13 protein-coding genes, 1 tRNA gene and 1 pseudogene are annotated in these 12,854 nt (G+C 68.8%); 6 read left to right on the forward strand and 9 right to left on the reverse strand.

Features of this window, described 5'->3' with window-relative positions:
- Both KBY71_RS08930 and KBY71_RS08935 read left to right on the forward strand, forming a co-directional pair.
- Positions 1 to 272, forward strand: a pseudogene (locus KBY71_RS08930) (photosystem II q(b) protein); the annotation flags it as partial.
- A 148-nt stretch (positions 273 to 420) separates the two neighbouring features.
- The gene (locus KBY71_RS08935) at positions 421 to 1,029 is read left to right on the forward strand and encodes an AAA family ATPase (RefSeq protein ID WP_254928575.1); all 609 of its coding nucleotides are present in this window, start codon (positions 421 to 423) and stop codon (positions 1,027 to 1,029) included.
- 64 nt (positions 1,030 to 1,093) lie between these two features.
- On the opposite strand, the gene KBY71_RS08940 is transcribed toward KBY71_RS08935, so the two are convergent.
- Positions 1,094 to 1,165 (reverse strand) — tRNA-Thr (locus KBY71_RS08940).
- A 49-nt stretch (positions 1,166 to 1,214) separates the two neighbouring features.
- Between KBY71_RS08940 and KBY71_RS08945 the strand changes: the two genes are divergently transcribed.
- Positions 1,215 to 1,469, forward strand: coding sequence for a DUF3493 domain-containing protein (locus tag KBY71_RS08945; RefSeq protein WP_254928576.1), 255 nt, complete (start codon positions 1,215 to 1,217; stop codon positions 1,467 to 1,469).
- Here KBY71_RS08945 and KBY71_RS08950 read toward each other — a convergent pair.
- From KBY71_RS08950 to KBY71_RS08975, 6 genes are all read right to left on the reverse strand, one after another.
- Positions 1,386 to 2,207, reverse strand: coding sequence for a low-complexity tail membrane protein (locus KBY71_RS08950; RefSeq protein WP_254928577.1), 822 nt, complete (start codon positions 2,205 to 2,207; stop codon positions 1,386 to 1,388). The genes KBY71_RS08945 and KBY71_RS08950 overlap by 84 nt on opposite strands.
- Before the next feature lie 5 nt (positions 2,208 to 2,212).
- Entirely contained in the window at positions 2,213 to 5,506 is a 3,294-nt protein-coding gene (gene infB / locus KBY71_RS08955; protein WP_254928578.1) for a translation initiation factor IF-2, read from the reverse strand.
- Between the two features lie 106 nt (positions 5,507 to 5,612).
- Positions 5,613 to 5,891 carry a YlxR family protein gene (locus KBY71_RS08960; protein ID WP_254928579.1) on the reverse strand — a complete coding sequence of 93 codons (279 nt, stop codon included), beginning with the start codon at positions 5,889 to 5,891 and terminating at the stop codon, positions 5,613 to 5,615.
- The gene (gene nusA, locus KBY71_RS08965) at positions 5,888 to 7,330 is read right to left on the reverse strand and encodes a transcription termination factor NusA (protein WP_254928580.1); all 1,443 of its coding nucleotides are present in this window, start codon (positions 7,328 to 7,330) and stop codon (positions 5,888 to 5,890) included. The genes KBY71_RS08960 and nusA overlap by 4 nt, the downstream gene beginning before the upstream one ends.
- 31 nt (positions 7,331 to 7,361) lie before the next feature.
- The gene (gene rimP / locus KBY71_RS08970; protein ID WP_254928581.1) at positions 7,362 to 7,835 is read right to left on the reverse strand and encodes a ribosome maturation factor RimP; all 474 of its coding nucleotides are present in this window, start codon (positions 7,833 to 7,835) and stop codon (positions 7,362 to 7,364) included.
- A 124-nt stretch (positions 7,836 to 7,959) separates the two neighbouring features.
- Positions 7,960 to 8,259, reverse strand: a complete 300-nt coding sequence (locus tag KBY71_RS08975; RefSeq protein ID WP_254928582.1) for a hypothetical protein — start codon at positions 8,257 to 8,259, stop codon at positions 7,960 to 7,962.
- A gap of 34 nt (positions 8,260 to 8,293) precedes the next feature.
- Here KBY71_RS08975 and KBY71_RS08980 point away from each other — a divergent pair, with 34 nt between their 5' ends.
- From KBY71_RS08980 to rpiA, 3 genes are read left to right on the forward strand one after another with little or no spacing between them, the layout of a single operon-like run.
- Positions 8,294 to 9,052 carry a metallophosphoesterase gene (locus KBY71_RS08980; RefSeq protein WP_254928583.1) on the forward strand — a complete coding sequence of 253 codons (759 nt, stop codon included), beginning with the start codon at positions 8,294 to 8,296 and terminating at the stop codon, positions 9,050 to 9,052.
- Between the two features lie 25 nt (positions 9,053 to 9,077).
- Positions 9,078 to 10,223 carry a trypsin-like peptidase domain-containing protein gene (locus tag KBY71_RS08985; protein ID WP_254928584.1) on the forward strand — a complete coding sequence of 382 codons (1,146 nt, stop codon included), beginning with the start codon at positions 9,078 to 9,080 and terminating at the stop codon, positions 10,221 to 10,223.
- Positions 10,224 to 10,259: 36 nt separating this feature from the next.
- Entirely contained in the window at positions 10,260 to 10,973 is a 714-nt protein-coding gene (rpiA, locus tag KBY71_RS08990; protein ID WP_254928585.1) for a ribose-5-phosphate isomerase RpiA, read from the forward strand.
- 22 nt (positions 10,974 to 10,995) lie between these two features.
- On the opposite strand, the gene KBY71_RS08995 is transcribed toward rpiA, so the two are convergent.
- A complete protein-coding gene (locus tag KBY71_RS08995; RefSeq protein ID WP_396095185.1) occupies positions 10,996 to 11,439 on the reverse strand; it encodes a secondary thiamine-phosphate synthase enzyme YjbQ in 444 nt (147 codons plus the stop codon).
- Between the two features lie 21 nt (positions 11,440 to 11,460).
- The gene (gene hisD, locus KBY71_RS09000; protein ID WP_261354737.1) at positions 11,461 to 12,774 is read right to left on the reverse strand and encodes a histidinol dehydrogenase; all 1,314 of its coding nucleotides are present in this window, start codon (positions 12,772 to 12,774) and stop codon (positions 11,461 to 11,463) included.
- Positions 12,775 to 12,854: the final 80 nt, after the last annotated feature.

Consider the following 12,854-nt stretch of genomic DNA (forward strand, 5'->3'; position numbering starts at 1 on the left):
GCCTGCACTTCTTCCTGGCTGCCTGGCCCGTGGTTGGCATCTGGTTCACCGCCCTGGGCGTGAGCACGATGGCCTTCAACCTGAACGGCTTCAACTTCAACCAGTCGATCCTCGACGGCCAAGGCCGCGTGGTGAACACCTGGGCGGACGTGCTGAACCGTGCAGGCCTGGGCATGGAAGTGATGCACGAGCGCAACGCTCACAACTTCCCGCTGGACCTGGCCGCTGCAGAAGCCACCCCCGTGGCTCTGACCGCACCGGCCATCGGCTGAGCGATCAGCTGAGGCTGAACAAGCCAAACGGAATCCCCACGGCCTCCTCGCAAGAGGGGGCTTTTTGTTGGGTTCGCGTTCGCCTGGTTGGGGATCGCTCTAAGCCGTTTCCCGCTCCCTAAGCTGGGCGTGTTTGAGGCTGTAGGGCATGCGGATTGCGGTTTCCGGATCCCATTCCCTGGGGAAGTCCACGGTCGTGAACGATTGGGTTGCTTCCCGAAACGACTACATCCGCGAGGAAGAGCCCTATCGCGTGCTGGGTCTGCAAGGGCCCTACGAGATTTTCTTTCGCGAAGCTTCGACCCGATTGCAGAACGGAATCCAGCTGTATTACAGCATCAGCCGTGTTCATCGTTACGCCACGTCTGATCAGCGGGTCATCTTTGATCGAGCCCCGGTTGATTATTTGGCCTATTCTCAGTACACGGCTAATCAGGGCTTGACGGATATTGATGATGCGTTTGTTCGTTCGATGCTGCCTGCCGTTAGAGAGGCGCTAGACCATCTCGACATTCTGGCCTTCGTTCCCCAGTCGGAAGTGTGGCCGGTTGCGATGGAGAACGATGGAATTCGCCCGGTTGATCAGTCCTATCGCTCCGAAGTCGATACGCTCTTTAAACAGATTTACCGGGAAGGGTGTTTCGAGATCTTTCCGCTCAAGAATGGCCCCCTATTGATTGAACTGGTTGGGCCGCCTGAACAGCGTCTGCTGCAGCTCTCTGAGGCCGTTGCCCATCTGGAAGCTCGCTCCAGGTGAGCTTGGAACTCGCAAGCCCAGCAGGCTTAGGTGCTGGGAAATGCGGGTCGTGTTTGTGTTCTTAAGCCGGAGATCGGATTTGAACCGACGACCTACTGATTACGAATCAGTTGCTCTACCACTGAGCTACACCGGCGTCCTGATGAAATTAGCATTCAGGGGTCGGCCTTGATGGGTGTGTGGTGATGGGATCCAAGCGTGAATCGATTGATCCCGCCCTGAAGGCGCGCCTGCTGCAGGAAGCCCGCACGCCCTGGCGAGGTCTGCGTCGAGCTCTCTGGCTGGCCTTGGCTGCTTCCGGAGCCGTGGGTTTGGCCACCATGGCGATGCGATCGGCCAGTGGTGCGGAGGTGGCCTCAGGGGATCTCCTGATCCAGCTCGGCGCCCTCGGGCTCTTCGGCAGTCTCCTCTGGCTGGATCGCAACCGCGTCGGCGACTGACGCTTCCATGCCGATCGACGTTGGGTCCAGCGTTAAGGCCTCCATGGAGGACGGGTCCTCCTCCTGTGCGGGCTGGTTCGGGGTGATGGGGGTGTTCTCAGGTTCCGGCTCGGGCTCCACTTCAGGCTGAGGCCGGACGGGTTCAGGTTCTGGGATCTCGAGGGGGCTGAGCAGCAGCAGGGGCAGGCCCAGGTTGAGGCGTTGGCTGTCCAGCTGGCTGGCCGTGAGGGGAGTCACGGCCGCCATGGCTTCCGGGCCGATGCGCAGCAGGGCGAGCGCCTGGGTGAGCTGTTGCCACTGCCACAGGATCAAGGCCAGCAGGGGGCAGGCCAGCAGCAGGCCAACCAAGCGGGGACTCGCGGCCAGGGGGGATAGGGATGCCGCCAGTGCGGCGTGCTGATCCATCCACCAAAACAGGGGCAGCAGGGCGGCTGCGCCGCCCACCATGGTCAGTTTGAGGGCAACGGGGCTTTGTAGGGCTGACAGCGTCCGCTGGGCTTCGCTGCGTGCCCTCAGGGGCGCCTGGACCAGCAGCAGGGAACCAACGTCGGCTGGGCGCTTCCAGAGCAGGATGGCGGGCCCCAAGGTGCCGATGGCCCAGGCCAGCAGGCGCTCCAGGCCGGGCAAGGGCCCAGGATCCGCTCCGGCTAGCAGGAGCAGAAGCCCCAGCAGCTCCAGCGGAATGGCCCCGAGGGCAATCAGCTGGAGCCAGAGCAGGGGCTCGCTGCGAGGGGTCACGGGACTCAGGTGCTGAGGGTGCGGCGCTGGGTGACCAGCTTGAAGGCCTCCACCCGATCCCCTTCCTGCCAACCGGTGTAGCGGTCGGTGCCGATGCCGCACTCGAAGCCGGTGGCCACTTCCTTGACGTCGTCCTTGTTGCGGCGCAGGGAGTCGAGGTCGCCCTCGAACACCTTTTCCTTGCCCCGCCACACCCGCACCTTGCAGTTGCGCTGCAATTTGCCGGTGGTGACGTAGCAGCCGGCCACCGCACTGCGGCCGATGGTGAACACGGCACGCACCTCGGCTTCGCCCAGGGGTTCTTCCACCAGCTCGGGCTCCAGCAGGCCCTCCATGGCCAGCTGGATGTCTTCGAGCAGTTTGTAGATGACGTCGTAGTCGCGCACGTCCACACCCGTGGCATCGGCGGCGCGCTTGGCGCCGGGGGCCATCGAGGTGTTGAAGCCCACGATCACCGCCCCTGAGGCGGCGGCCAGGTCGACGTCGGTTTCGGTGATCTCGCCCGGAGCCGAGAGCAGCACCCGCACCTGCACCTCGCCCTGGGGCAGTTGCTCGAGGGACCCGAGGATGGCCTCCACGCTTCCCTGAACGTCGGCCTTGAGGATGAGGTTGAGCTCCTTGAGCTCGCCCTCGCTGGCCTGGCCAGACATCGAGGCCAGGGACACCCGGCGGGACGCCATCTGCTGGGCCAGGCGGGTGGCGCGGGCCTCATTGGCCCGGTCACCCACCACCGAGCGGGCGGTCTTCTCGTCGGGGTAAACCTCGAACTCGTCGCCGGCGGTGGGCACTTCGCTGAAGCCAAGGGCTTCAACGGCGTAGGAGGGGCCGGCCTCCTTCACCCGTTTGCCGGTGTCGTCCACCATGGCGCGAACCTTGCCCAGCACAGGGCCGGCCGCCAGGACGTCGCCGGCCCGCAGGGTGCCGTTCTGCACCAACAGGGTGGCCACCGGACCCTTGGCCTTGTCGAGGTGGGCCTCGATCACGGTGCCGCGGGCCATCCGATCCGGGTTGGCCTGGAGGTCTTCGACCTCCGTCACCAGCAGGATCATCTCCAGCAGCTTGTCGACGTTTTCGCCCTTGATGGCGCTCACCGGCACCATCACGGTGTCGCCGCCCCAGTCTTCGGCCACCAGCTCGAGGCCCGAGAGCTCCTGCTTCACCCGATCCGGTGAGGCACCCTCTTTGTCGATCTTGTTGATGGCCACCACGATCGGCACCTTGGCGGCCCGGGCGTGGCTGATCGCTTCCAGGGTCTGGGGACGGACGCCGTCATCGGCGGCCACCACGAGCACGGCCACGTCGGTGACCTTGGTGCCCCGAGCCCGCATGGCGGTGAAGGCCTCGTGGCCCGGGGTGTCCAGGAAGGTGATTTTGCGCTGCTCGCCGGCGTGGGGGATCTCCACCTGGTAAGCACCGATGTGCTGGGTGATGCCCCCGGCCTCGCCGGCGGCCACCCGGGTTTTGCGGATGGCGTCCAGCAGGCTGGTTTTGCCGTGGTCGACGTGGCCCATCACGGTCACCACCGGCGGGCGACGGATCAGGTGGGCCAGGTCGCTGGCCTCGATCATCTCGACCGTCTTGGCGGCGGCCTCCTCGACGTCGTCTTCGAGCACCGGCACGCCAAATTCTTCGGCCACCGCTTCGATCGTGGAGAGATCGAGGCTCTGGGTGACCGTGGCGATGATCCCCTTGAAGAACAGGCTCTTGATGATCTCGGAGCTTTCCACGCCGAGTTTTTCGGCCAGCTCCTGCACCGTGAGGTTGCCCTCCGGCACGATCAGCATTTCGGGCCGCACGGCCTTGGCCTCGCGGGAGGCCCGCAGCTCCATGGCCCGGCGCCGCTGGCGCTGACGGGTGGTTTCCTTCTTGCGCTTGCGCATGGCCGCCATGGGCTTGGCGGCGGGAGCGGCGGCAGCCCGGGGCTTGGCCGGGCGGGCCAGGCTCGCCTGCAGCACAAAGGCTTCCTGTTCGCCGGCGTAACCACCGGTTTCGGCAGTGAGGGCATCATCGTTTTCGCCGATGATGTGCACCTTGGTGCGCTGTTTCTGCGGCGTGCGGCTGCGCAGGGCTTCCAGCTTGGCGCTGTCGTCCCAGTCCGGGCGGCGGGGCCGGCCGGCCGCACCGGCGGGTGTGGGGGCGCGGAAGCCCGGGCGTCTGGGAGCCGCCGGGGGTGTGGCGCTGGGGCGCACCAGGTCGGGGGTTCCGGTGCCGCCGCTGGGCGCTCCCGCTTCGGTGCGATCACCGGGGCGGCGGGGCGGCGGAGCGGTGGGCCGCCCGGAGGGCTTCTGCAGCTGCATCAGCTCGCCAGGAGCCATCGGCTTGCGCATGCCTGCGGGCATGCCGGGGCGGCCGGGCGCAGCCGGGCGACCGGGAGCCCCGGGAGTGCCGGGGCCTGCGGTGTCGCGGCGGATCGGCTTGCCCACCAGCTCGAGTGGGGTGGGGCCGGGGCGACCCGGCGCTCCAGGCTGACGGGCACCGGGCTGGCCGGGCCGGGTGGGGGCGGGCGCTCCAGGGCGCTGCGGTGGGGCGGGGCGCTGGCTCAAGGGGGCGCGGCCCGCCGGTGGGGCCGGCCGGCTGCTGGTGCTGCCAGCGCCGGGACTGGTGGGGCGGCCCACCAACTGGGGCTTGCTGGGAGCAGGTCGCACCGGCAGCTCCGGCTTGCGGCTGGTGGGTGCGGGGGGCGGGGTTGCCGGTCGGGCTGGCGTTGGGGTGACGGGGCGTGCCGGTTTGGAGGCGATCACCACCGGTTTGGAGGGAGCCGCAGCGGGCTTGCTTGGTGTCGCGGCCGGCTTGCTCGGCGCAGGGGCGGGTTTACCGATGACCGCCGCGGCCGGTTTGGCGGGCGGAGCGGGCTTGCTGGGCACCGGAGGTTTGCTGGCCAACGCGGGCTTGGCCACCACGGCTGGCTTGCTCGGCGTGGCTGCCGCCGGGCGGGCTGGGGGCATCACGGGTTTGGCCGGTGCGGCCGGGGCTGCGGGCTTCACGGCCACCGGGGCGGACGCCGGCTTGGTGGCGGCAGGAGCCGGGGCGCTGGGTTGGGGGGCCTCGCCGGCTCCAGCCTTTTTCACGGAGAGAATGGCCTTGGGTGGGGCTGTCGGGGCAGCTGGCGCGGCCGCTGGACTGCCGTTGCTGCCGGTCTCAATCAAGGAGCGGATGCGGGACGCTTCGTCGTCGCTGATCGAGCTGCTGTGGCTCTTGGCCGCAACCCCCAGCTTCTCGGCGGCATCGAGCACGTCCTTGTTCTCCAGGCCTAGATCCCGGGACAGCTCATAAATTCTGACTTTGCCGCTGCTGGTCATTCAGGTCTCCATGGGTCGGGGCCCAAGGGGCCACCGGGTCGGGGCCCAGGGGCCGCCAAGCGGGGCCGAGGGGCACACCAGGCCGCACGCGCTCTGCGGCCAATGTTCATCTTGCCTCAGAGGCGAGATCAGCGCCGGATGTCAGGCGCCTTTCCAGAGTTTCGACGATGGAATCTGCAACCTGGCAGCGCAGGGCCCGCTGCAGACGCTTGCGTCGTTTCGCCTCGTCCAGACACACCTGGCTGGGGCAGAGATAGGCCGAACGGCCCATGCCCTGGTCCAACCCGATTCCCCCTTCGGCCAGCCGGATCACCCGCCAGAGCTGCTGGCGATCCAGCAGCTCCCGGCAGGCCACGCAGCGCCGAAGCACGGGCCGGCGACTCACCGGGCCCCGTCCTCGTCCACGCCAGCCGGCTCATCTGCCGGAGCTTCCGGGGTGTCTTCGCCAGTGTCTTGGGCGGTGTCTTCGGGGGCTTCCATGGCGGGTTCGTCCGCGGTCACGTCGCCATTGTCCTCGTAGTACCCCTCCTCATCTTCCGGCAGGGGGTAGAGCTCCCGCAGTCGGGCATCCTCCTCGGCGCGGGCGGCCTGTTCGATTTCCAGACGCGCTTCGGCTTCCGCCTGCAGCGCCTCCTCTTCCTGCCTCTGGGCGATCAGCTCGGACACCACGGCATCTTCGGAGGCCTGGTCGTATTCGCTGGCGTTCTTGATGTCGATCTTCCAGCCGGTGAGCCGGGCGGCCAGGCGCACGTTCTGCCCTTCCCGGCCGATGGCCAGGCTGAGCTGGTCGGAGGGAACCAGGACGTGGGCGTGTTGGCCCTCGGGATCCACCAGACGGACCATCTCCACCCGGGCCGGGCTCAGGGAGTTGGCGATGTACTGACCCGGGTCGGGGGACCAGCGGATCACGTCGATCTTCTCGCCGCGCAGTTCGTTCACCACCTGCTGAATGCGGGAGCCCCGGGCGCCGATGCAGGCTCCGACGGGGTCGACTTCCCGTTCCACCGAGTCGACGGCCACCTTGGTGCGCGGGCCCACCGAGCGGGAGGGGGGATTGGCTTCCCGGGCCACGGCCACGATGCGCACGGAACCCTCCTGGATCTCGGGCACCTCGTTCTCGAACAGGTAGACCACCAGGCCGGCATTGGAGCGGCTCACGAACAGCTGGGGGCCGCGGCGGGGCACCTCGCTCACCTCCTTGAGGAACACCTTGAAGGTGGCGTTGGCGCGGTAGTTGTCGTTGGGCAGCTGGTCGCGGCGGGGCAGTTCGGCCTCCACTTCAGGCCGGCCCAGGCCGCTGCTCACCGCCATGATCACGCTCTGGCGCTCGAAACGGATCACCCGGGCGGTGAGCACGGGATCCTCCAGATCGGCGAATTCCTCCTGGATCATCCGGCGCTGCTGATCGCGCAGCTTCTGGGCCAGCACCTGCTTGGTGGTGGCGGCGGCCATGCGACCGAAATCGTCTTTCTCCGGGGTGACATCCAGCACCACCGTGTCGCCGATCTGGGCGTCATCGGCCACCTGCTGCACTTCAGCCAGGGCGATCTGGTGGTCTTCGCTCTCCACCTCTTCGACGATGATTTTCGAGGCCAGCACCCGGTAGCCCTCCTCTTCGAGGTCGAGGCCCACGTCGAAATTGGAGAAGTAGTCCTCCTCAAAGGGGTCTTCGCTGATCCCCAGGTAGAGGGTGCGGCGATAGCGCTCATAGCCCTTCAGGAGGGCTTCCCGCAGGGCGGCCTCCACAACGGCGGGCGGCAGCTTCTTCTCTTCGCTGATGTCCTCGATCAGGTTGTTCAGACCGGGGAGCAGAACCAGGGCCATGGATCAGGGGTGAGAAATGGTCAGGGGGCGGTCAGGAGGGCTGGGTCGGGGTGACCAGCCGGACGCTGATCACGGCGTCCCGGGGGATGCGCTGGGTGCGGCCGCGGATGTTCAGGTGCACATCCGTCGCATCGCGCTCGAGCAGGAGCCCTTCGCGTCGCACATCAAGGCCCTTGCTGTCGCGATAGTGCACGTCAACCGGGAATCCGCGGAAGCTGCGGAAGTCCCGGTCATCGTCCAGGTCGTCGCTGACGCCAGGGCTGCTGACCTCCAGAACATAGGCATCGCCGAGAATCTCGGCTGCCTCGATCGCCTCGCCGAGCGGCGCACTCAGGGAGGCGCACTCGTCGAGGCTGATGTCGCTGCCATCGGCCCGCTGCACCAACACCTGCACCGTCATGGGGATGCGGTGGGTGAACAGGTGCACTCCCTTCAGCTCGAAGCCGGCATGCGTCACGGCCGCTTGGGCCAGGCGCTCCAGGTCGGGCAGGAGGGGGTGGGGCAATGCTGCAGGGGAGCTGGGGGCAGGCGGCCCGCCGGCTGTTGCAGTCTGGAAAACTGCCCTGGGAGGCACAAGGGTTCAGCCTGGGGCTGAAGCGTGCGTCAGGGATTGCCCGCCGGGCAAGGGATCACCCTAGGGGATGGTCGGCCCCGGGACCCAGGCCGCCCAGGGGGGGCATCTCAATGACCGGAGCCTCGGCGAAGAAGTCGCTGGGCTGCACGTTGCCCCGCAGGCCGGGGTCCTGGTTGAGGCACTGGCCCTTCTGCTCGCCGGTGCGCAGGTACTGACACACCCGGGCCCACAACTTGGCGCGGGTGCCCGGGGCCCCCTGGCTGAAGTGCACCAGGTCGTTGCCGCCGACCATGCCCTGGATCTCCACCTGACACAGGCTGCAGCGCTGACGCGAGCCGGGGGGAATTGCTGCCATGGCCGACTGAGCGTTCTGAAGGCAATTTAGGCGGATGCGCCTGCTTCAGCTGAGTGATCCCCACCTGCTGGCCGATCCGGAGGGCCGCTTCCGGGGCCGCCAGCCCTGGGCCTGTCTGGATCGGGCTCTGCAGCAGGCCTCCATCCAGGCCCCGCAGCCCGATCTGTTGCTGATCAGCGGCGACCTCTGCCAGGACGAAAGCTGGGCGGGGTATGCCCTGCTGCGCGACCGCCTGGCCGCTTGGCCAACGCCCGTAGCCCTGCTGGCCGGCAACCATGACCATCCGCTGCGGTTGCGTGCCGCCCTGGGGCGTCAGGCCGTGCTGGCGCCGGCGGCGCTGGTGATCGCCGGTGTGCGCCTGCTGCTGCTGAACAGCCACCGGGCCGCCTGCGTGGAGGGCTGGCTGGGGGCGCGCCAGTTGGCCTGGCTGGCGGAGCAGTTGGCGGGCCCCAGCCGCCTTCCCCTGGTGGTGGCGGTGCATCACCCGCCCGTGGCGATCGGTGATCCCCGCTTCGATGCGATTGGCCTGCGGGATGGAGCGGCCCTGCTGGATCTGTTGGCTCCCCAGCCCCAGCTCCAGGCGGTGCTCTTTGGCCACGTGCATCAGCACTGGCAAGGGCCCTTGCCGGGCCGTCCCGAGGTGCCGCTGCTGGGCTGTCCCTCCACCCTGTGTGGCTTCGGCCCGGTGCAGCCCTGCCCCTTGGACAGGCCGGAGGATCCGGGGGGGCGCTGGCTGGAGCTGAATCCCGAGGGCGGGTTGCACCACACCCTGCTGCGCTGGAGGTGTCCCTAGCCTCTGGATCACCCCGACCGGCCCCATGACCCTGCTGTCGTTGCTGCTGGTTCCCCTGCTTGCGCTGCTGCTTGGGTTTGGCGCCGGGCCCGGACCGCTCACAGCCGCGGCCCTGGCGCTGGAGGTGCCGCCCGTGTCAGCCCCGGCCAGCACCCCCCACAGCTTCGTGGCCGAGGCGGCCCGGGCGGTGGCGCCGGCGGTGGTGCGCATCGACACCGAGCGTGAGGTGGCCCGTCAGCCCTTCGATCCGGCCCTGCTGGATCCCTTCCTGCGCGATCTGTTTGGCGACCCGTCGGGCAGCATGCGAGAACGGGGCCAGGGGTCCGGCTTGGTGATTGACGCCGGCAAGGGTCTGGTGCTCACCAATGCCCACGTGGTGGACCAGGTGGACAGCGTGGAGGTGACCCTGGCCGATGGCCGCCAGGTGGATGGGGCGGTGGTGGGCGCCGATTCGGTCACCGATCTGGCCGTGGTCAAGATCTCCGGCCCCCGGGACCTGCGCGCCGCGCCCCTCGGCGATTCCGAGGCCCTGGAGGTGGGGGATTGGGCGATCGCCATGGGCAGCCCCTATGGGCTGGAGCGCACGGTGACCCTGGGCATCGTGTCGAGCCTGCACCGCAACATCAACAGCCTGGGCTTCTCCGACAAGCGCCTCGATCTGATCCAGACCGACGCCGCCATCAACCCCGGCAACTCCGGTGGCCCGCTGATCAATGCCAACGGTGAGGTGATCGGCATCAACACCCTGGTGCGGTCGGGGCCTGGAGCGGGCCTGGGCTTTGCGATCCCGATCAACCTGGCCCGTGGGGTGGCCGGCCAGCTGAGCAGCGGTGGCCAGGTGGTGCACCCCTACCTCGGGCTGCAGCTGGTGCCCCTCACGGCCCGCCGCGCCCGCGACAACAACCGCGACCCCGAGGCCCTGCTGCAGCTGCCGGAGCGGGATGGGGCCCTGGTGCAGCGGGTGCTGCCCGAAAGCCCGGCCGAAACGGCCGGCCTGCGCCGCGGCGACCTGGTGGTGGGCGTCGATGACCAGCCCGTGCCCGACCCGGCCAGCCTGCTGGAGCGGGTCGAACACAGCACCGTGGGGCAGCCCCTGCCACTCACGGTGGTTCGCGGCCAGCGGGAACTCAACCTCACGATCAAGCCGGCGGCCTTGCCCCACTCCGGTTAAGCGCTGCTACGGTCGCGGCCCGTTCAGGAGTGATGGATGTCGGATCTGCAGGACCGGATGAAGCAGGCGGTGGCCACCGCCGCCACCGAGCAGATCAAGAGCGGCATGGTGGTGGGGCTGGGCTCCGGGTCTACGGCGGCTTTGATGATTCAGGCCCTGGGGGCCAAGCTCCGCAGTGGTGAGCTCACCGATGTGGTGGGGGTCACCACCTCGTTCCAGGGGGAGGTGCTCGCCGCCGAACTGGGCATCCCGCTCAAGAGCCTCAATGCGATCGAGCGCATCGATCTGGCCATCGACGGCGCCGACGAGGTGGACCCCTCCTTCCAGCTGATCAAGGGCGGCGGCGCCTGCCACGTGCAGGAAAAGCTGGTGGCGCGCCGTGCCCAGCGCTTCGTGGTGGTGGTGGATTCCACCAAGCTGGTGGACACCCTCAACCTCGGCTTCCTGCTGCCGGTGGAGGTGCTCCCTGGCGCCTGGCGGCAAGTTCAGGCCGAGCTCGCCGTCCTGGGCGGCGATGCCCAGCTGCGCATGGCGGTGAAAAAGGCTGGCCCGGTGGTGACCGACCAGGGCAACCTCGTGCTGGATGTGAAATTCGCCGGCGGCATCAGCGAACCGGCCGCCCTGGAGGCGGCGATCAACAACCTGCCGGGGGTGCTGGAGAACGGCCTGTTCGTGAACATCACCGACCAGGTGCTGGTGGGCGAGATCGTCGATGGTGAGCCCCGGGTGCGGGATCTGGTTAAGCGCTGAGGCAGGCGAGCTCCCCGACCCCTCAGACGCCGCTGAGCTGCAGCAGCACCTGGCGCTGACGGGGGCCATCCAATTCCACCAGCAGCACGGCCTGGTAGCGGCCCAGGCCCAGGCGGCCGTCCACGACCGGCAGGGTGAGGTGGTTGCCCAGCTTCAGGGCGATCAGATGGGCGTGGGCGTTGCGCGGCTCATCGGCGGGAATGCCCGGCCGCAGGTGCAGGTCGTTGTGGGCGTAGGCCCGCTCGGGGGGTGCCAGGGCCAGGAAGTGGCGCTCGATGTCGCCCAGCAGCCGTTCCTCGGCCTCGTTCACCACCAGGGCGGTGGTGGTGTGCTGGCCCGCGGCCACTAGTAGGCCGTTGCGGATCCCGCTGGACTCCACGAAGGCCTGCAGCTCGGCGCTGATGTCATGGCAGCTGAAGCTGGCCGTGGTGGTGCGTTCCAGCCGGGTGGAGTGAAACGTCACCATGGCGCGCCCAGCTCCCCCATCTCAGTTCAGCCTGCGCCGCACCGATTCGGCATGGCTGTGCAGACCCTCGCTTTCCGCCAGGGTGATCACCGCGGCTCCGGTAGCTTCCAGGGCCTGCTGGTTGAACTGGATCAGGCTGGTGTGGCGCAGGAACGTTTCCACGCTCAGGGCCCCGGCAAACCGCGCCGTCCCGGAGGTGGGCAGGGTGTGGTTGGGGCCGGCAAGGTAGTCACCCACGGCCTCCGGGGAGTAGGGGCCCAGGAAGATGGCGCCGGCGTGTTGGATCTGCTCGGCCAGGCCCTCCGGGTCTTCCACCAGCAGCTCCAGGTGTTCGGGCGCGAAGCAGTCGCTCAGGCGAGCCGCCTGGGTGAGGCTGTCGCACACCACGATCAGCCCCCAGTCGTTGAGGGCGGTGCGGGTGATCTCAGCCCGGGGGTGGCCCTGCAGCTGGGCTTCCAGGGCCGCTGGCACCGCTGCCGCCAGCGCTTCACTGGTGGTGAGCAGGATGGCGGCGGCCAGGGGATCGTGCTCGGCCTGGGCCAGCAGGTCGGCGGCCACCTGGTCGGCCCGGGCCGTGTGGTCGGCGATCACCAGCACTTCGCTGGGGCCGGCCAGCGAATCGATCGCCACGCGGCCATACACCGCCTTCTTGGCCAGGGTGACGTAGAGGTTGCCTGGACCGCTGATCACATCCACCGCCGGAATGGTTTCGGTGCCGTAGGCCAGGGCCCCGATCGCCTGGGCGCCCCCGACGCGATACACCTCCTCCACCCCGGCCAGGTGGGCGGCGGCCAGCACCGTGGCATTCGGTTCGCCACTGGGGCCGGGGGGCGTGACCATCACCAGCCGCCCCACCCCGGCCACCCGTGCCGGCACGGCGTTCATCAACACGGTGCTGGGGTAGGAGGCCCTTCCCCCCGGCACGTAAAGCCCCGCCCGCTCCACGGGCCGCCAGCGGCGTCCGAGCCGCTCCCCATGGGGGCCGATCACGGCCAGGTCGGCGGGGCGCTGCTGCTCGTGGAAGGCCAGGATCCGTTGATGGGCCAGGGTCAGGGCCTCCTGCAGCGCCGGAGGGGTGGCCTGCCAGGCGGCGGCCAGGCGTTCGGGGGGAATGCGCAGGGGGTCGGGCCGCACCCCGTCGAAGCGTTCGGTGAGGTCGAGCAGGGCCCGATCGCCCTGCTCCTGCACCTGGGCCAGGATCGCCTCCACGCGGGCCGTCTCCTCCTTCATCCGGCCGCCGCTGGTGCGGCCGGCGATGGCGGCGAGGCGCTGGGCGGCCGGGCTGGTCCCGTCACTGGCCCCGTTACGGGCCTCATCACCGCTGTGATCCCGCAGGCTGGCGATCGACAGGGCGGGAGACGACGCGACCACGGGACAGCACGCTGGCGGGGCTTGTCAAACTAGGGCGCCGCTGG

It is taken from the genome of Cyanobium sp. T1B-Tous (assembly GCF_024345475.1).
In the GTDB taxonomy this organism is placed as follows: domain Bacteria; phylum Cyanobacteriota; class Cyanobacteriia; order PCC-6307; family Cyanobiaceae; genus Cyanobium_A.